This window comes from Streptomyces sp. enrichment culture (assembly GCF_964273255.1).
Taxonomy (GTDB): domain Bacteria; phylum Actinomycetota; class Actinomycetes; order Streptomycetales; family Streptomycetaceae; genus Streptomyces.
Window position 1 is genome coordinate 6,730,208 of the sequence record NZ_OZ186835.1, and the last position, 17,694, is coordinate 6,747,901.

Sequence of the window (17,694 nt, forward strand, 5' to 3'; positions counted from 1 at the left end):
CCGCGGGCCGGCGCCCGGCGGGACGCCTCACGCCGGGCGCGCTCGCGCGGGCGGGGGCGGCGGGTGACCATGGCACCCGGGGCGGGCCGGCCTTCTCGGGCCCCGTGTCTCCCTGTGTCTCCCCGTGTTTCCCCGTGTCTCCCGTGTCGGAGGACCGCCGTGAGCTTCCTGGTGCCCGTCGTGTTCGCGTTGGCCGCCGCGTTCAGCAACGCCCTCGCGACGGTCCTGCAACGCAAGGCGGCCCTCACGGTGCCCCGGTCGGACGGCCTGCGGGCCGGCCTCATGCTGGACCTGCTGCGCCGCCCGGTGTGGCTCGCCGGCATCGCCGCCGTGATCGCCGCGGCCGTCTGCCAGGCCGCCGCCCTCGCCACCGGCCCGCTCACGGTGGTCCAGCCGCTCCTGGTGCTGGAACTCCCGCTCGCCCTGGTCATCGGCACGGTGGTCCTGCGCGGCGGGCTGTCCCGTGCCGGCTGGACGGCCGTGCTCGCCGTCGTCGCCGGACTCGTCGTCGCCCTCGCCGCCGCCGCGCCGTCGGGCAACCGGACCCACGTGCCGATGGACCGGTGGATCCCGGCGCTCGCGGTGTGTGCCGGAGCCGTCGCCGGACTGCTGGCCGCCGCGCTCCGCCGCCCGGAGGGCCGGGCCCGTGCGGCCTGCTTCGGGCTGGCCACCGCCGTTTCCTACGCGGTGACGGCGGCCCTGATGAAGGAGGCCGTGCACACGCTCGACGACGGGGGCCTCACCGCGTTCCTGACCGCCTGGCAGACCTACGGCTTCGCGCTCTTCGGGGCGGGCGCGCTGTTCTTCCTGGAGAACGCCCTGCAGTCGGGTCCGCTGGTGGCCTCGCAGCCCGCGATCACGCTCGGTGACGCCGGACTGAGCCTGCTGCTCGGACTCACCCTCTACGCCGAGGGCGTGCGGGCCGGCTGGTGGCTGGTGCCCCAGCTGCTGGGGGTCGCGCTGATCGCGGTCGGCGTCTTCGCGCTCGCCAGGCTGCCCCAGGCCCGCGCCCTGGCCGGCGACGAGGGCCACGCCGTCGGCGCGGAGCCGCCCTGACCGGTGCCGCCGGCCTCCCGCGCGCCCCCTCCGGTGCCGTTCCCGCCTCGCGAAGCCGGGCGGCGCGGGGAGCGCCGTCCGAGGCGGGGGCGTCGGCGGGCGGGGGCCACCACCCGGTGTCAGGCTGGTACGGACCGCGGAACGCGCGAAGGGAAACGCCGTGATCATCAACGACCGCACCCCCGGCTCCCCCTGCTGGCTCGACCTCGGCACCCCCGACGTCCGGGTCGCCGCGGCCTTCTACGGCTCCGTCTTCGACTGGGAGTACCGGCCCATGGAAGGCGGCCCGGAGGACGGGGGAGGGGGAGTGTTCCAGAAGAACGGCAGGACCGTGGCCGGTCTGGGCGAGCTCACCGAGGACGGCGCCCGTCCGGCGTGGATGATCTACTACTCCGTCGCCGACGCGGACGCCACGACGCGGGCCGTCGAGAGCGCGGGTGGCACGGTGCGGGTGGCACCGGTGGACCTCGGCGACTGGGGGCGGATGGCCCAGTACACCGACCCGCAGGGCGCCCAGTTCGCCGTGTGGCAGCCGGACCGCAACGCCGGTTTCGAGCTGGTGGAGGAACCCGGCTCGCTGTGCTGGGCGGAACTGCACACCACGGACGTGACGGCCGCCCGGGAGTTCTACGGCGAGGTCCTCGGCTGGCAGTTCGGCGACCTGCCGATGCCGGGCGGCGCCGGAGGCACCTACACCCTCATCACCCCGGCCGGTCTCCCCGAGGAACGCATGCACGGCGGCCTGATGCAGGTCACCGCCGAGGACCTCGCGGCCACCGGCTCACGGCCCTCCTGGCACCCGGTCTTCGCCGTCACCGACTGCGACGCGGCGGTCTCCCTGGTCACCGGCAACGGCGGCAGCGTGGCGACGGGCCCGGAGGACGCCGAGGGCGTGGGGCGGCTGGCCGCGTGCGCCGACCCGTCGGACGCCGACTTCGTCGTCCTGGCGCGCGCCTCCGGCTGACCGTCGCACGGCCACCGCCGGCCCCCGGAAGCGCACGAGGGGTAGAGTGTACGTTCGTACGCTCTGCGTTGTAGTGTCCTCCGCATGACTGTTGACGTACTGCGTCGGCCTGCCCTGGCCGAACGGCAGGCCCGGCTGGCCGTCGCCGCGTTGTTCTTCACCAACGGGGCCCTCTTCGCCAACCTCCTGCCGAGGTATCCGCAGATCAAGGCGGACCTGGGCATCGGCAACGCGACCTACGGTCTGGCCGTCGCCGCCTTCCCGACGGGTGCGATCGCGGCGGGCCTCGCGGCCGGGGTGCTGATCCGACGGCTGGGTTCGGCCCGGGTCGCCGTCGCCAGTACGCTGCTGACCGGCGTCGGCATCCTCGCCGCCGGGACGGCCGGTTCGGCGCTGTGGTTCGCCGCGGCGCTGTTCGTGGCCGGTGCGATGGACGCCATCACCGACGTCGGGCAGAACGCCCACGCCCTGCGGGTGCAGCGCCGCTACGGCCGCTCCATCATCAACTCCTTCCACGCCATCTGGTCCATCGGCGCGGTCACGGGCGGCTCCATGGCCGCCGCCGCGATCGCCCTCGACCTCTCCCTGGGCGTGCACCTGCTGATCTCGGCGGTGCTGTTCGCGGCCGTCGCGCTCGTCGCCCTGCGGTACTGCCTGCCCGGCCCGGACACCGAACCGGGGACGGACGCCGACGGGGCAGGGGCGGCGGCCTGCCCGGGCCGCCCGGCGGCCGGACCGCGCACCGCCTACGTGCTGGCCGCGCTGGTCCTGATCGCCACCGCGGGCACCCTGGTGGAGGACGCGGGCAACTCCTGGGCCGCGCTCTACCTCTCCGACTCCCTGCGCGCGTCCGCCGCGCTGGCCGCGTCCGGCTACATCGCGCTGGTGGGCGCCCAGTTCGTGGGCCGCCTCGCCGGCGACCGCCTGGTGGACCGCTACGGGCAGCGCGCCGTCGCCCGTGCCGGCGGGCTCGTGGCCGCGGCCGGCATGGGCCTGGCGCTGGCCGTACCGACGGTGGGCGGCACCATCCTGGGGTTCGCCGCGGCCGGGTTCGGAGTCGCCACCCTCGTCCCCGCGGCCATGCAGGCCGCCGACGAACTGCCGGGCCTGAAGCCGGGGTCGGGACTGACCATCGTCTCCTGGCTGATGCGTCTGGGCTTCCTGCTGTCCCCGCCGGTCGTCGGGCTGGTCGCGGACGCCACCAGTCTGCGCGTGGGTCTGATGGTGGTACCGCTGGCCGGGGTCGTGGTGCTGCTGTGCGCCGGAGTGCTGGCGACCCGGCGCCGGCCGGCCCGGTACGGCGACGGGACCGCCGGCACCGCGCCGGAGGCCGGATAGCCCTGCCCGGCGCCCGCGTTGGAGCGTACGCGCGTACGCTCCGACGGGTACGCTCGACGGCATGCCGACGGACCACTTCGCGCACGACCCCCGCTCGAACCTCGAACGCATGCAGGCGGGTGACCTCTACATCGCCGACGACCCGGAGATCGCCCGCCGCCAGCAGCGGGCCGTGCGCCTGGCCGCCCGCTACCAGGCGGCGTTCGCCGAGGACGCCGGGGCGGCACGCCCCCTGCTGGCGGAACTCCTCGGCGCGCTGGGCGAGGGGGCCGAGGTCCGGCCGCCGCTGTACGTGGACTACGGCAGCAACATCAGCATCGGCGCCCGCACCTTCGTCAACTACCAGCTGACCGCCCTGGACGTCGCGGCGATCACCATCGGCGAGGACTGCCAGATCGGGCCCAACGTGCAACTGCTCACCCCCACCCACCCGCTGGAGCCGGGGCCCCGACGCGACAAGCTGGAGGCGGCCCGGCCCATCACCATCGGGGACAACGTGTGGCTGGGCGGCGGGGTCATCGTGCTGCCGGGGGTGACCATCGGTGACGACTCGGTGGTCGGCGCCGGTTCGGTGGTGACCCGGGACGTGCCCCCCGGGGTCGTCGCGGTGGGGAGTCCCGCCCGGCCGGTCCGCAGCCTCTGAGGGGCGCGCCGTGGCCACCGGGTACACCGATCCGCAGCGCCGCGAACGCATCCTCGACGCCACCCTGGACCTGATCGCCGAGGAGGGCATCGCCCGGGTGTCCCACCGCAGGATCGCCGCCCGTGCGGGCGTGCCGCTGGGATCGATGACGTACCACTTCGACGGCATCGACCATCTGCTCCGGGAGGCGTTCGGGCGCTTCACGGACCACATCGTCGCGGTCTTCGACACCCACCTCGCCGTGCCGGCCGACCGGGAGGAGGCCCGCGAGGCCGTCGTGGGCCTGGTGCACACCCTGTCCGAGGGGAGCCAGCGCGACCTGATCCTCACCCAGGAGCTGTACACCCTCGCGGCCCGCCAGCCCGCGTACCGGGAACTGACCCACGAGTGGATGCGCCGCAGCCGCGTCCACCTGGAGAAGCACTTCGACCCGGACACCGCACGCCAGCTCGACGCCCTCATCGAGGGGCTGACCCTCCACCGCGCCCTGGCCCGGGAGCCGCACGGGCGGGCCCTGACCCGCGAGGCGGTGGCCCGGATCACCGAGACGGGCGGCCCCTGACGACGGCCCGTGCCGGTCAGGCGGAGGGCGGTGCCGCCGGGGAGCGCCGCCGGCCGCGGATCAGGGTCTCCACCCCGTCGAGCAGCCGCTCCAGGCCGAACTCGAAGTCGTAGTCCGGGTTGTCGTCGTCCTCGAAGACGCCGGCCTCGACCACCTCGCGCAGGTGCGGGTGGCTGCGGGCGTCGACGAGGGCGCGCAGCAGCCTTCCGTAGCCGCTCAGGTCGCCGCCGGGCAGGCCGGTGGTGCCGTCGCGGACGTGCTCCCGCAGGTCCGTGGTGAGCGTCGCCTCGTTGCGGACGAAGCCGGTGACCAGCAGCAGCACCGACAGCCGGTCGCCGGGCGGCAGCGCGGTGCCGCCCAGGGCCGCCAGACCGGCCTCCATCCAGGACAGCGCGTTCGGGGTGACGGGAGGGCCGCTGATCGGGACGCGCAGCATCCACGGGTTGGCCAGCAGCACGGCCCGGTGACCGCGGGCCCACCGGGCGAGCGCCGGGCGCCAGCCGGGGTCGTCGGACCGCTCGGCGGGGGCCGGACCGGTGGCCGCGTCCACCATGAGGACCAGCAGCTCGTCCTTGGCCGTGACGTACCGGTAGAGGGACATGGGGGAGGAGCCGAGCGCCTTCGCCACCCGGCCCATGGACACGGCCCCGATGCCCTCGGCCGCCGCGATCTCCACGGCGGCGGCGACGATCCGCTGCAGCGACAGCCCGGGCCGCGGCCCCTTGGCGGGGCGTTCCCGCAGGCCCCAGGCGGCTTCGAGGCTCGCGGGCAGACCGGTGCCGGCGTGCTCGTCCTGTTCGGTCATCGCCTCCGCCTCCGCCGTCGTCGATCACGGCCATCCTAGGTCTGCGTAACACCTACGCAGAAGGGTGTACGGCATACGCAATGCTGTGTATGGTCTACGCAGTGATGTGTAAGCCATACGCAGAGAGGGGGTGTGGGCCATGACCACCGGCCGACCGGGCTCACGCAAGCGGCCCGGAACCGACGAGCCCGCGATCGAGGCGCGCGGACTCGTCAAGTCCTACGGGGGCCCGAGGGTGCTCGACGGCCTCGACCTGCGGGTCGCCGCGGGCACCGTGTACGCGCTGCTCGGACCGAACGGCGCCGGGAAGACCACCACCGTGCGCATCCTGTCGACCCTCGCCCGGCCGGACGGCGGAACGGCCAGGGTCGCGGGCCAGGACGTGGTCTCCGGGCGGCGCGCGGTGCGCCGCGCCATCAGCCTCACCGGCCAGTACGCGGCACTGGACGACGCCCAGACCGGTGAGGAGAACCTCCGCATGATGGGCAGGCTCTGCGGGCTCTCCCGTCGCGCCGCCCGCAGCCGCGCCCGCGACCTCCTGGAACGGTTCGACCTCACCGGGGCGGCCGGGCGCCGCGCCGCGACCTACTCGGGCGGCATGCGCCGCCGTCTCGACATCGCGGCCGGTCTGGTCGGCGACCCGTCGGTGGTCTTCCTGGACGAACCCACCACCGGTCTCGACCCGCGCAGCCGGAAGGCCATGTGGGACGTGGTCGGCTCGCTGGCCGCCTCCGGTGTCACCGTCCTGCTCACCACGCAGTACCTGGAGGAGGCCGACCGGCTCGCCGACCGCATCGCGGTCATCGACGGCGGCCGGATCGTCGCCGACGGCACCGCCGCCGAACTCAAGCGCCGGGTCGCCGACCACCGGCTCGACCTCACCCTCACCGACGCGCCGGCGTACCACGCGGTCCTGCGGGCGCTCGGCCCCCGGGTCGTCACCCGGGACGACGGCCGGCGGGAGATCGGCGTCGCCACCGACGGCAGTGCCGCGCACGTGCGGGCCCTGCTCGACGAGATCGACCCGGAGCGGGTCGCCGTGGACCGGTTCGCGGTGCACGGAGCCACGCTCGACGACGTGTTCCTCGCCCTGACCGGCGACCGGCCGGCCCGGAGCCGCGCTGCCCGGACCGGGCACGAGCGGAAGGAGACCCGCGATGTCTGACCTTCTCGCCCCCGCCCCGGCACCACGGAGCCACGGCACCGGGCCGGGCCCGCGCCCACCGTGCGCCGGCCGGCCCGCGCTCGGCGGCGCCGCCGTCCTGACGGCCCGCGCGCTGCGGCTGAGCAGCCGTACCATCGACGCGCTGATCACGGCCCTGCTGCTGCCCGTCCTGCTGATGCTGATCTTCGTCTACCTCTTCGGCGGCGCCATCGACACCGGCACCACCCGGTACGTGACCTACGTCGTCCCCGGGGTCCTGGTGCTGTGCGCCGGCTACGGGGCCGCCGCGACCGCCGTGACCGTCTCCACGGACGTGACCGGCGGCATCGTCGACCGCTTCCGCTCGCTCGATGTCGGCGGCACCGCCCTGCTCACCGGCCACGTGGCGGCCAGTGTGGTGCGCAACGCCGTGTCCACGGTGCTGGTGCTCGCGGCGGCGTGCATGATCGGCTTCCGGCCGGCGGCGGGACCCGCCGGCCACCTCGCCGCGGCCGGGGTGCTGCTCGCCTTCGTCCTGGCCTTCTCGTGGCTGGCGGCCGCGGTCGGCCTGCTCGCCTCGTCACCGGAGGCGGCGAGCGGGTTCACCTTCCTGGTCCTCTTCCTGCCCTACCCGAGCAGCGCCTTCGTCCCGATCGGCACCATGCCGTCCTGGCTGCACGGCTTCGCCGAACACCAGCCGGTCACCCCCGTCATCGAGGCGCTGCGCGGCCTCCTCCTGGACCAGCCGGTGGGCACCGCTGCCTGGACGGCCCTGGCCTGGTCCGCCGGCATCACCGCGGTGTCGGTCGCCCTGGCCGGCGTCCTCTTCCGGCGGCGCACCGGAGGGTGAGCCGGCGCCCGCCCGCCGCGCTCACCCTCCGGTGCGCGACGCCCGGGAGAGGCGGCCACCGCCCCTCCCGGCCGCGGTGGTCACCGCGCGTGGCGCCGCTCGTACCGTGCCCGGGCGGCGTCGTGCGCGTCCCGCAGCAGGCCCAGGACGGTGTCCAGCGTCCGCTCACCCGGGTCGACCACGGCCACCCAGCCCAGTGCCCCGTACACCGGGTGCGGCAGCACCACGTCGGCCGCCGTGAAGTCGCGGGGGAGGACCAGACAACGCGGCTCCTCACCGGTCAGCCGCCGGAACACCGCTTTGTCCACCCGGCAGTTGACCCGCCAGCGGCCCGGACGGTCGAGGCCGGACGCGGTGTCGCCGGGCTGGTCGCCGGTGACGACCGTGCCGTAGGGCTGGACGGCGGGCGAGGGCCGGCCGTCGGGGGCGTAGAAGAAGAACGCGTCGCCCCAGGCGGCCCTGGGCGATCCGTCCCCGGGGCCGGGGACGAGCACGTGGGACCCCTCGAAAGCGCGCACGGCCGTGATGATCTGCTCCATACTCATGGTTCAACCATGACCTTCAAGTGCTTCTGTGGGGTTCGCCGATGGACCGCCCCTCCGGCCCGGCCCGCGCACGCGTGCTCCGCACGGCCGACGTCGCGCGGGAGTCGGGGTACTCGCCCCAGCAGGTGCGCGACCTCGAACGGCTGGGAGTGATCCCCCCCGGCCGGCCGGTCGGACAACGGCTACCGCCACTACACGCCGCTGCACGTCCGGGCCCTGCGCGCCTACCGGGGCCTGGCGCGGGCCGCCGGGCCGGCACAGGCCCGCAGCCTGCTCGTCCGGCTGCGCGCGGCCCCGCTCCCCGAGGCGGCGGCCGCCGTCGGCGCGGTCCACGTCCGCCTCGCCCGGGAGCGGGAGGAGGTGCTGCGGGCCCAGCGGGCGCTGCTGCTCATCCGGGAGGAGACGCGGGCGGCGGGCTCCGCGGAGGACGGCGGCACCCTGACCATCACCGAACTCGCCGGCGCGCTCGGCGTGCGGCCCTCGACGCTGAGGTTCTGGGAGCAGGAGGGGCTCGTCGCTCCCGAACGCGTGACCTCCCAGCGGGCCCGCCGCTACCCGTCCGGCGCCGTCGCGCAGGCCCGGATCGTCGCGGCCCTGCGGGGAGGCGGCCACCCGATCCCCGCCGTGCGCCGGATCATGCGGTCGCTGGAGGGGTTCGCCGGACCTCAGGAGGCGCACCGGGTCCTGCGGCACCGCCTGGAGCGCATCGCCGCGCGGTCCGTGGCCCTGCTGGAGGCCGGCGCGGACCTGGCCGCCGTGCTGGCCGCCGAGGGCGTCGCCGCCCCGGAGCCGCGACCCGGCGGCCGTTGACCCCTCCACGGCCCGTCCGGACGGGCCGTGGAGAGTACCGCCGCGGACCCGGCCGCGCAGAACGCGGCCCGTCGGTGCGGGGCCGGTCGAGCGACGAGTCGTAGGGTCCCGTTTAGTGTGCTTATCATCCTTCATGTCCAGGGTAAGGATGGGTCAGTTGTGACCCTTTCCAGCCAAGGAGCTACCCATGGCGGAACGCACTGCACGTCGACGGGGCTACAAAGAGGGCCTCGGCGGCGAGATGATCGCTGAGTTCCTCGGAACGTTCGTCCTGATTCTGTTCGGTCTGGGATCCGTCGCGGTCGCCGTGGTCGGTCTGCCCGGCTCCGGCCGGCAGGCGGTGGACTTCGGACCCGCCAACTGGCTCATCATCGCCTGGGGCTGGGGTCTGGCCGTCGTCTTCGGCGTGTACGTGGCCGGCGGCATCAGCGGCGCACATCTCAATCCGGCGGTGACCCTCGGATTCGCCGTCCGGCGGGACTTCCCGTGGAACAAGGTGCCGGCCTACTGGCTGGCCCAGGTCGTGGGAGCCTTCGTCGCCGCGGCACTCGTCTACGCGAGCTACCGGTGGGCCATCGACGCCGCCAACGCGGAGGCGGGACTCGCACGGGACGAATCACTCCCCACCTATTCGATCTTCGCCACCTTCCCCGCCGAGTACTTCGGCAATTCCTGGTGGGGCCCACTGCTCGACCAGATCATCGGCACCGCGATGCTGCTGATGCTGATCTGCGCGGTGATCGACACCCGCAACACGGCGCCGATGGCCAACCTCGGGCCCTTCATCATCGGCCTCATCGTCGTCGCGATCGGTCTGACCTTCGGCACGAACGCCGGCTACGCGATCAACCCGGCCCGCGACTTCGGCCCACGTCTCCTGGCCTACTTCGAGGGATGGGGGGACATCGCCTTCCCGGGCAGCTTCGAATGGTTCAGCGGCTACTGGTGGATCCCGATCCTCGGACCGCTCATCGGCGGCGTCATCGGCGTCCTGGTCTACGACTGGCTGATCGGCCCGCTGGTCAAGGCCCGCACGGCCAAGGCCGAGGAGCGCGAGGAGGGCCCGGCGACCCCCGAGCCGTAGGCACCCGCCCCCGTCCGGCACCCGCGGCCGGCGCACCGCGCCACGTGCGCCGGACGGGGGGAGCCGTCGGAACGGGGCACCCACCAGGAGACAACGCAACACGAGAAGAGGTGGCAGACCATGCCCGATTTCGTCGGCGCGGTGGACCAGGGCACCACCAGCACGCGCTTCATGATCTTCGACCACTCCGGGAACGAGGTGGGCAAACACCAGCTCGAACACCGGCAGATCCTGCCCCGGTCCGGCTGGGTCGAGCACGACCCGGTGGAGATCTGGGAACGCACCAACACCGTCATCCAGAACGCCCTGCGCACCGCCGGGCTCACCGCCGGCGACCTCCAGGCCATCGGCATCACCAACCAGCGCGAGACCACCGTCATCTGGGACCCGCGCACGGGCCGCCCGTACTACAACGCCATCGTCTGGCAGGACACCCGCACCGACAGCATCGCCGCCGCCCTGGAACGCGACGGCCACGGCGACACCATCCGCCACAAGGCGGGCCTGCCGCCGGCCACCTACTTCGCCGGCGGCAAGATCAAGTGGCTGCTGGAGAACGTCGAGGGACTGCGGGAGGCCGCCGAGGCGGGCCACGCCCTGTTCGGCACCACCGACACCTGGGTGCTGTGGAACCTCACCGGCGGCCCCAACGGCGGCGTCCACGCCACCGACGTCACCAACGCCAGCCGCACCATGCTGATGAACCTGGAGACCCTCGACTGGGACGACGAGCTCCTGGAGATCCTCGGCGTCCCGCGCGCCATGCTGCCGGTGATCAACCCCTCGTCCCACCCCGAGGCGTTCGGGCAGGCGCGCACGTCCCGCCCGCTCGGCGCCGCCGTGCCGATCACCGGCGTCCTCGGCGACCAGCACGCCGCCACCGTCGGCCAGGTCTGCTTCGCACCCGGCGAGGCCAAGAACACCTACGGCACCGGCAACTTCCTGGTCCTCAACACCGGTACCGAGCTGGTCCGTTCGGAGCACGGCCTGCTCACCACGGTCGCCTACCAGTTCGACGGCGCGCCGCCCGTCTACGCGCTGGAGGGCTCCATCGCCGTCACCGGGGCCGCCGTGCAGTGGCTGCGGGACCAGTTGAAGATCATCCAGACCGCCGCGGACAGCGAGCAGCTGGCCCGGTCGGTCGAGGACAACGGCGGCATGTACTTCGTGCCGGCCTTCTCCGGCCTCTTCGCCCCCTACTGGCGTTCCGACGCCCGGGGCGCGATCGTCGGACTCGCCCGCTACAACACGGGCGCGCACATCGCCCGGGCGACCCTGGAGGCGATCTGCTACCAGAGCCGCGACGTCGTCGACGCCATGGAGCAGGACTCCGGCGTGCACCTGGACGTCCTCAAGGTCGACGGCGGTGTCACCGCGAACGACCTGTGCATGCAGATCCAGGCCGACGTCCTGGGCGTCCCCGTCAGCCGGCCCGTGGTGGCCGAGACCACCGCCCTGGGCGCCGCCTACGCGGCCGGGCTCGCCACCGGCTTCTGGAACGACACCGACGAGCTGCGCTCCCACTGGCAGGAGTCCAAGCGCTGGGAGCCGCGGCTGAGCGAGGAGCAGCGGCAGGAGGGCTACGCGGGCTGGAAGAAGGCCGTCGAGCGCACCCTGGACTGGGTCGAGGTCGACTGACGGGACGGATCAGGTCCACCCGCGCGGGATCCCGGCGGCCCGCCCCGGACGGCGCACAACCGGCTCACCGGTCGGCGATGTCCTCGCGCAGGCCGTCGGAGAACTCCCACCACGACAGCGGAAGCCAGTCGCCGCCCACGAAGGCGTCGACCGTCGCCCCCCGGCCACGGACGGTCACGGTCGTCCCCGGGGGGTAGGTGGTGCCGGACAGGCCCGGCACCGGGACCAGCAGGGTCCCCAGTCGTTGAGCTGACATCTCTCGGCCATTCTCTGCCGTGCCCACGCGGGCACACGAACCATTGCGTTCACGGGGACATTACCGATTTGCCCCCCGAAGAGGCCCGGAGAACCATTGAGACAAGGGTCACGCGCCGCTGTGCGGACCGTACGGAAAGGGCGCGTGGCACCCGCACCCGTGCGTTCCCGAGCGGAGGGAGCGGCCATGAAGGCCGTCGTGTATCAGGGCCCCTTCAGCGTTTCCGTGGAGGAAGTCGACAAGCCCGCCATCCAGCACCCCAACGATGTGCTCGTCAAGGTCACCTCCACCGCGATATGCGGCTCCGACCTGCACATGTACGAAGGCCGCACCGCGGCCGAACCCGGCATCGTCTTCGGCCACGAGAACATGGGGATCGTCGAGGAGGTCGGTGAGGGCGTCACCACGCTCAAGGAGGGCGACCGGGTGGTCATGCCCTTCAACGTCGCCTGCGGCTTCTGCCGGAACTGTGCCGAGGGATACACCGGATACTGCACGACCGTGAATCCCGGATTCGCGGGCGGCGCCTACGGATACGTGTCCATGGGGCCGTGGCAGGGAGGCCAGGCGGAATACCTGAGGGTGCCGTACGCCGATTTCAACTGCCTGAAACTGCCTCAGGGCACCGAGCACGAAACGGATTTCGTGCTGCTCGCCGACATCTTCCCCACCGGCTACCACGGCTGCGAACTCGCCCAGGTCCGCCCGGGCGACAGCGTCGCGGTGTACGGAGCCGGCCCGGTCGGCCTGATGGCCGCCTACTCCGCCCTGCTGCGGGGCGCGAGGCAGGTGTTCGTCGTGGACCGGGTCGCGGAGCGGCTGCAGAAGGCCGAGGAGATCGGTGCGACGCCGATCGACTTCTCCCAGGGCGACCCGGTGGAGCAGATCAAGGACCAGACCGACGGCGTCGGCACCGACAAGGGCGTGGACGCCGTCGGCTACCAGGCGACCACCGGCGCCTCGGACGAGGAGCAGCCGGCCACCGTGCTGAACTCGCTGGTCGGCACCGTGCGGCCGACCGGCGCACTCGGCGTGCCCGGGCTCTACGTCCCGGCGGACCCGGGAGCACCCGACGAGCAGGCCAAGCAGGGCATGCTGCTCGTGGCGATCGGCAAGCTGTTCGAGAAGGGCCTGCGGGTGGGCACCGGCCAGTGCAACGTCAAGCGCTACAACCGGCAGCTGCGCGACATGATCATCGAGGGCAGGGCGAAGCCCAGCTTCGTCGTCTCGCACGAACTGGGCATCGACGAGGCGGCCTCCGCCTATGACAAGTTCGACAAGCGGGTGGAGGGCTACACCAAGGTCGTGTTGCATCCCTGAACCGGGGTACTCCGGTCCGGCCCGCGGGAGACACCCGCGGGCCGGAGCGTACTCGGCGGCCGTCACTCCACTGCCGCAACCGCCGCCCGCGGTCGGCAGGACAGCCGGTGACCAGCGCTGATACGTTCCGTCACGGAACGTCGTCTCCCGGAAAGGAACCGGCCACGTCCCCCAACGGCAACGGGCCCGAGCCCGACTTCTCGGCGGTCAGGCGTCACCCCAGGCTCTTCCGTGCCGCCCAGCGCCGTCAGAACCCGCGGCTGCGCCGGTCCGACATCACGATCACCGACGAGCAGGCGGTCAAGCGCGCGGTGAAGGCCGCGTCGCTCGGCAACGCCATGGAGTGGTTCGACTTCGGCATCTACGCCTATCTGGCGGGCACCATCGGCCGGGTCTTCTTCCCCTCCGGCAACGAGACCGTCCAGCTGCTGTCGTCGTTCGCCACGTTCGCCGTCGCCTTCCTGGTGCGACCGCTCGGCGGCATGGTCTTCGGCCCGATGGGCGACAAGATCGGCCGCAAGCAGGTCCTCGCGCTCACCATGATCCTCATGGCGGTCGGCACCGCCGCGATCGGCATGCTGCCCACGTACGCCGCGGTCGGCTTCTGGTCCCCCGCCCTGCTGATCGTCTTCCGTCTGCTCCAGGGCTTCTCCACGGGCGGCGAGTACGGCGGTGCCTCGACCTTCATCGCGGAGTACGCCCCGGACAAGCGCCGCGGCTACTTCGGCAGCTTCCTGGAACTGGGGACCCTGGCGGGGTACACCGGCGCGGCCGGCCTGGTCACGGCACTGACCGCCTGGCTGGGCAGCGACACCATGGACGCCTGGGGGTGGCGGATCCCGTTCCTGATCGCCGGGCCCCTGGGCATCGTCGGCATCTACCTGCGGCTCAAGCTGGACGACACCCCGGCCTACCTGAAGCTGGAGCAGGAGAACGTCCGGGTGTCCGAGGCCGCGGACCGGGTGGAGACCACCGCGCGGGGCGGCCTCGCCCGGGTCTTCCGGGAGCAGTGGCGCATGCTGGTGCTGTGCATCGCGCTGGTCGGTGCCTACAACATCACCGACTACATGCTGCTGTCGTACATGCCGACGTACCTGTCGGACGAGCTGCACTACAGCGAGAGCCACGGGCTGCTGATCCTGGTCGCGACCATGGTGGTGCTGATGCTGGTCATCAACCGGGTCGGCCGGCTGTCCGACCGGTACGGCCGCAAGCCCCTGCTGATGACCGGCATGCTGGGCTTCTTCTTCCTGTCCGTCCCGGCCTTCCTGCTGGTGAAGCAGGGCAGTCTGCTCGCCGTCTCGGCCGGCATGCTGATGCTCGGCCTGTCCCTGGTCTGTCTGCTCGGCACCATGTCGGCGGCGCTGCCGGCCATGTTCCCGACGTCGGTGCGCTACGGCTCGCTGTCCGTCGGCTACAACCTGTCCGCCTCGCTGTTCGGCGGCACCACGCCCCTGGTCATCACCGCCCTGATCGGCGCGACCGGCTCGGACATGATGCCCGCCTACTACGCGATGGCGGCGGCGCTGGTCGGCGTCATCGCGGTGGCCTGCATGAAGGAGACCGCGCAGCAGCCACTGGAGGGATCACCGCCGTCGGTGCAGACGCCGGAGGAGGCCGCGGAGATCGTCGAGTCGCAGACCCCCACGCCGAAGTTCTGAGGTCCGCGGGAGCGGGGGACCGGGGGCGACGGGCCCGGCGACGGTACGCGGACGGTCGGTAGCGGGTACGCGGCCGGCAACGGTGACGGGACCGCCGACGGAGAGGGCGACGGGATGCCCGGCGGCGGCCCGCCCCGTCCGCTCGGTGCGGACACCGCTGTTCACCGCCGCCCGGAGCCGGCACCGCCGGCACGGCCGGCACCCCGGGCCGACGCCCTCGTCCGACGCAGTACCGGCCCCGTACCCCGTGCCTGCCGGACGGCCGGCCCCGGGCCGTCGGGCGGACCGGCGCCCGTCACGCCGGGACACCGGGCGTCACGACGACTCGCGGATCACCAGCTCCGTCGGCAGCGTCACGTGCCGGCGCGGGGCGCCGTTGCGGGTGATGTCGGTGAGGATGCGGACCATGGTCTCGCCCAGTTCCTCGACCGGCTGACGCACCGTCGTCAGCGGGGGATTGGTGTGCCGGGCGAGCACCGAGTCCTCGAATCCGACGACCGCGACGTCCTCGGGCACCCGGCGCCCCCGGCGCCGGAGTTCGGCCAGCGCGCCGACCGCCATCAGGTCCGACGCGGCGAACACGGCGTCCAGATCCGGGGCGCGTTCAAGAAGCGAACGCATGGCCCGGCCGCCGCTCTCCTCGGTGAAGTCACCCCGCTCGACCAGGAGTTCGTCGGCGGCCAGCCCCGCCCCGCGGTGCGCCTCGCGCCACCCGGCCAGCCGGCTCCGGCCCACGTCCATGTCGTCCGGGCCGGTGATCGTCGCGATCCTGCGGCGGCCGCGCCCCAGCAGGTGCCGGACCGCCTCCAGGGCGCCCCCGGCGTTGTCGGAGTCGACGTAGCTGAGCTGTTCGCCCGCGTCCCGTCGGCCCGCCAGCACGGTGGGCAGGCCCATCTCCTCCAGCATGCCCGGCAGCCGGTCGTCGGCGTGCACGGACACCAGCAGGACCCCGTCCACGCGGCGCGTGGCGACCGACTCGGTGAGCTGGTCCCGCTCGGCCTGGTCGCGCACCAGCATCAGCTGCAGCTGGGTCCGGGTCTCGGTGAGGGCCCCGCTGACGCCCCTGATCAGCGCGGCGAAGAAGGGCTCGGAGCCGAGCCGGCTCTCGGACTCCGGGATGACCAGGGCCACGGCGTCGGTCCGGTTGGTGACCAGGCCGCGGGCGACCGAGTTCGGGACGTAGTTCAGTTCCTTGATCGCCTCCAGGACGCGGGTGCGGACCTCGGCGCTGACCAGGTCGGAGCCGTTGACGACGCGGGACACCGTGGTCCGGCCGACGCCGGCCCGGGCGGCGACGGTCTTGATCGTGGGACGGCGGTTCCCCGTCATCTGCTCCCCCTGGGACTGTCGGTGGATCGAGCCGCGGACGCGGGGTCGGGCGCGCGCCGGGCGGGTGCCGACGGCGGACGTGACCGGCGACAAGTCTTGCAGATGTCCCGCGGTGAGCGGCGCCGAGGTCGGCCGGAACGGGCGGGCGGAGACGGGTCGGAGACGGGCCGGTACGACAATTTGCGTTCAAGTCATTGACATACGGAGCCGCGCCCACGAGTCTTCGTTGCGTCGTTGGGCACGTTCCCACCCCGCGTTGGGAACGTACCCACCTTTTTCAGAGCCGCTGTAGTCATCGCATGACCTCGTCACTCCGGTGTTCAGCGCCGTCGCTAGGAGGAGATCCATGGGCAGTCCCGGTTCGAAGCGTGTGAAGCGTTCGAGGGCGGTGGCGGCGATCGCCGCGGCCGGTGCGCTCACGTTGGTCGTCGGCTGCAGCGGCGACAGCGACTCGGCCACCGGCGGTGGCAAGAAGGACGGCAAGGTCACCATCACCATGGGCCTGTACGGGGTGATGGGCATCAAGGAGACCGGCCTCCTGGAGAAGTACGAGAAGGAGAACCCCGGTGTCGAGATCAAGGCGGAGATCGCCGGTGACGAGCAGACGTACTACACCGCGCTGCAGACCCGGCTCGCCGCGGGCAAGGGCCTGAAGGACATCCAGGGCATCGAGATAGGCCGGGCCAAGGAGATCACCGAGACCCAGGCGGACAAGTTCGCCGACTTCTCCGGCGTGACGGGCACCGACCACTTCCTGCCGTGGAAGGAGTCCCAGATCAGCACCGCCGACGGCAAGGTGCTCGGCCTGGGCACCGACATCGGCCCGATGGCGGTCTGTTACCGCAAGGACTACTTCGAGCAGGCCGGCCTGCCCACCGACCGCGAGGAGGTCGCCAAGCTCTGGGAGGGCGACTGGGAGAAGTACGTCGAGGCCGGCCGCGACTTCAAGAAGGGCTTCAAGGGCAAGGACGTGGCCTACATGGACGCGGCCAGCGGCCTGTTCAACGCCATGGTCTACGGCCACTCCGAGCAGTACTACAACGAGCAGGGCGACCTGATCTACGACAAGAACCCGGTCGTCAAGGAGGCGTGGAACCTCGCCGCCGACGCCGCCGAGGACGGGCTGACGGCCAAGCTCCGCCAGTTCCAGCCCGGCTGGGACCCGGGTCTGGCCAACGGCACCTTCGCCACGGCCGTCTGCCCGGCCTGGATGCTGAGCCACATCAGCGAGAAGGCCGGCGACGCGAACAAGGGCAAGTGGGACGTCGCCCGCGCCCCGAAGGGCGCCAACTGGGGCGGTTCGTTCCTCGGTGTGGTGGAGCAGAGCCCGGTGAAGGAGGAGGCCCAGAAGCTGGTGGCGTGGCTGACCGCGCCGGAGCAGCAGGCCCACATCTTCCAGGAGATCGGCAACATCCCGTCCTCGCAGAAGGCCCTGGAGACCGCGGAGGTCAAGGGCGCCACGTCCGAGTACTTCAGCGACGCGCCGATCGGCGAGATCTTCGGCGCCGCCGCCCAGGAGATCCCGGACAAGCAGGTCCTCGGCCGCAAGGACGGCACCATCAAGGACACCTTCTCGCAGGGCCTGACGCTCATCGAGCAGCAGGACACCCCGCGTGACGAGGCGTGGGACACCACCGCGGAGCGCATCGAGAAGGCGGTCGGCTGACCCGTCGCACCCCGCGGCCGTCC

General features: G+C 72.8%; 17 protein-coding genes. 13 read left to right on the top strand and 4 right to left on the bottom strand.

The features are described 5' to 3' along the window. Positions 1 to 159: 159 nt before the first annotated feature. From ACSU53_RS29405 to ACSU53_RS29425, 5 genes are all read left to right on the top strand, one after another. Positions 160 to 1,056 (top strand): DMT family transporter, encoded by an 897-nt coding sequence (locus ACSU53_RS29405; protein WP_437032660.1) that lies wholly within the window; start codon positions 160 to 162, stop codon positions 1,054 to 1,056. A 160-nt stretch (positions 1,057 to 1,216) separates the two neighbouring features. Next, entirely contained in the window at positions 1,217 to 2,020 is an 804-nt protein-coding gene (locus tag ACSU53_RS29410) for a VOC family protein (protein ID WP_437032662.1), read from the top strand. Between the two features lie 84 nt (positions 2,021 to 2,104). Next, positions 2,105 to 3,358, top strand: a complete 1,254-nt coding sequence (locus ACSU53_RS29415; RefSeq protein WP_437032664.1) for an MFS transporter — start codon at positions 2,105 to 2,107, stop codon at positions 3,356 to 3,358. Between the two features lie 61 nt (positions 3,359 to 3,419). Further along, positions 3,420 to 4,001 carry a sugar O-acetyltransferase gene (locus tag ACSU53_RS29420; RefSeq protein WP_437032666.1) on the top strand — a complete coding sequence of 194 codons (582 nt, stop codon included), beginning with the start codon at positions 3,420 to 3,422 and terminating at the stop codon, positions 3,999 to 4,001. Positions 4,002 to 4,011: 10 nt separating this feature from the next. After that, the gene (locus tag ACSU53_RS29425; protein ID WP_437032668.1) at positions 4,012 to 4,563 is read left to right on the top strand and encodes a TetR/AcrR family transcriptional regulator; all 552 of its coding nucleotides are present in this window, start codon (positions 4,012 to 4,014) and stop codon (positions 4,561 to 4,563) included. A gap of 16 nt (positions 4,564 to 4,579) precedes the next feature. Here the strand turns inward: ACSU53_RS29425 and ACSU53_RS29430 are convergent, their stop codons facing one another. Next, positions 4,580 to 5,368, bottom strand: coding sequence for a TetR/AcrR family transcriptional regulator (locus ACSU53_RS29430; protein ID WP_437032670.1), 789 nt, complete (start codon positions 5,366 to 5,368; stop codon positions 4,580 to 4,582). A 139-nt stretch (positions 5,369 to 5,507) separates the two neighbouring features. On the opposite strand from ACSU53_RS29430, the gene ACSU53_RS29435 reads away from it, so the two are divergent. After that, positions 5,508 to 6,533 carry an ATP-binding cassette domain-containing protein gene (locus ACSU53_RS29435; protein ID WP_437032671.1) on the top strand — a complete coding sequence of 342 codons (1,026 nt, stop codon included), beginning with the start codon at positions 5,508 to 5,510 and terminating at the stop codon, positions 6,531 to 6,533. After that, entirely contained in the window at positions 6,526 to 7,362 is an 837-nt protein-coding gene (locus tag ACSU53_RS29440; protein WP_437032672.1) for an ABC transporter permease, read from the top strand. Before ACSU53_RS29435 ends, ACSU53_RS29440 begins: the two co-directional genes overlap by 8 nt. 80 nt (positions 7,363 to 7,442) lie before the next feature. Here ACSU53_RS29440 and ACSU53_RS29445 read toward each other — a convergent pair whose 3' ends face one another. Then, entirely contained in the window at positions 7,443 to 7,901 is a 459-nt protein-coding gene (locus ACSU53_RS29445) for a DUF6194 family protein (protein WP_437033481.1), read from the bottom strand. A gap of 366 nt (positions 7,902 to 8,267) precedes the next feature. On the opposite strand from ACSU53_RS29445, the gene ACSU53_RS29450 reads away from it, so the two are divergent. The 3 genes from ACSU53_RS29450 to glpK all read left to right on the top strand — a co-directional run bounded on the left by ACSU53_RS29450 (position 8,268) and on the right by glpK (position 11,439). Beyond that, complete coding sequence (locus ACSU53_RS29450) at positions 8,268 to 8,717, top strand: MerR family transcriptional regulator (protein ID WP_437032674.1); 450 nt, start codon at positions 8,268 to 8,270, stop codon at positions 8,715 to 8,717. A gap of 187 nt (positions 8,718 to 8,904) precedes the next feature. Then, positions 8,905 to 9,801: an MIP/aquaporin family protein gene (locus tag ACSU53_RS29455; RefSeq protein ID WP_437032676.1), complete on the top strand. Its 897-nt coding sequence runs from the start codon at positions 8,905 to 8,907 to the stop codon at positions 9,799 to 9,801. A 120-nt stretch (positions 9,802 to 9,921) separates the two neighbouring features. Further along, positions 9,922 to 11,439: a glycerol kinase GlpK gene (gene glpK / locus ACSU53_RS29460; protein WP_437032678.1), complete on the top strand. Its 1,518-nt coding sequence runs from the start codon at positions 9,922 to 9,924 to the stop codon at positions 11,437 to 11,439. A 64-nt stretch (positions 11,440 to 11,503) separates the two neighbouring features. On the opposite strand, the gene ACSU53_RS29465 is transcribed toward glpK, so the two are convergent. Then, positions 11,504 to 11,695 carry a hypothetical protein gene (locus ACSU53_RS29465; protein ID WP_030420604.1) on the bottom strand — a complete coding sequence of 64 codons (192 nt, stop codon included), beginning with the start codon at positions 11,693 to 11,695 and terminating at the stop codon, positions 11,504 to 11,506. Positions 11,696 to 11,881: 186 nt separating this feature from the next. Between ACSU53_RS29465 and ACSU53_RS29470 the strand changes: the two genes are divergently transcribed. Both ACSU53_RS29470 and ACSU53_RS29475 read left to right on the top strand, forming a co-directional pair. Continuing rightward, positions 11,882 to 13,015: a glutathione-independent formaldehyde dehydrogenase gene (locus ACSU53_RS29470; protein ID WP_437032680.1), complete on the top strand. Its 1,134-nt coding sequence runs from the start codon at positions 11,882 to 11,884 to the stop codon at positions 13,013 to 13,015. Positions 13,016 to 13,122: 107 nt separating this feature from the next. After that, positions 13,123 to 14,676 carry an MFS transporter gene (locus tag ACSU53_RS29475; protein ID WP_437032682.1) on the top strand — a complete coding sequence of 518 codons (1,554 nt, stop codon included), beginning with the start codon at positions 13,123 to 13,125 and terminating at the stop codon, positions 14,674 to 14,676. A 315-nt stretch (positions 14,677 to 14,991) separates the two neighbouring features. Here the strand turns inward: ACSU53_RS29475 and ACSU53_RS29480 are convergent, their stop codons facing one another. Further along, entirely contained in the window at positions 14,992 to 16,005 is a 1,014-nt protein-coding gene (locus tag ACSU53_RS29480) for a LacI family DNA-binding transcriptional regulator (protein ID WP_437032684.1), read from the bottom strand. A 346-nt stretch (positions 16,006 to 16,351) separates the two neighbouring features. On the opposite strand from ACSU53_RS29480, the gene ACSU53_RS29485 reads away from it, so the two are divergent. Next, the gene (locus ACSU53_RS29485; protein WP_437032686.1) at positions 16,352 to 17,671 is read left to right on the top strand and encodes an ABC transporter substrate-binding protein; all 1,320 of its coding nucleotides are present in this window, start codon (positions 16,352 to 16,354) and stop codon (positions 17,669 to 17,671) included. Positions 17,672 to 17,694: the final 23 nt, after the last annotated feature.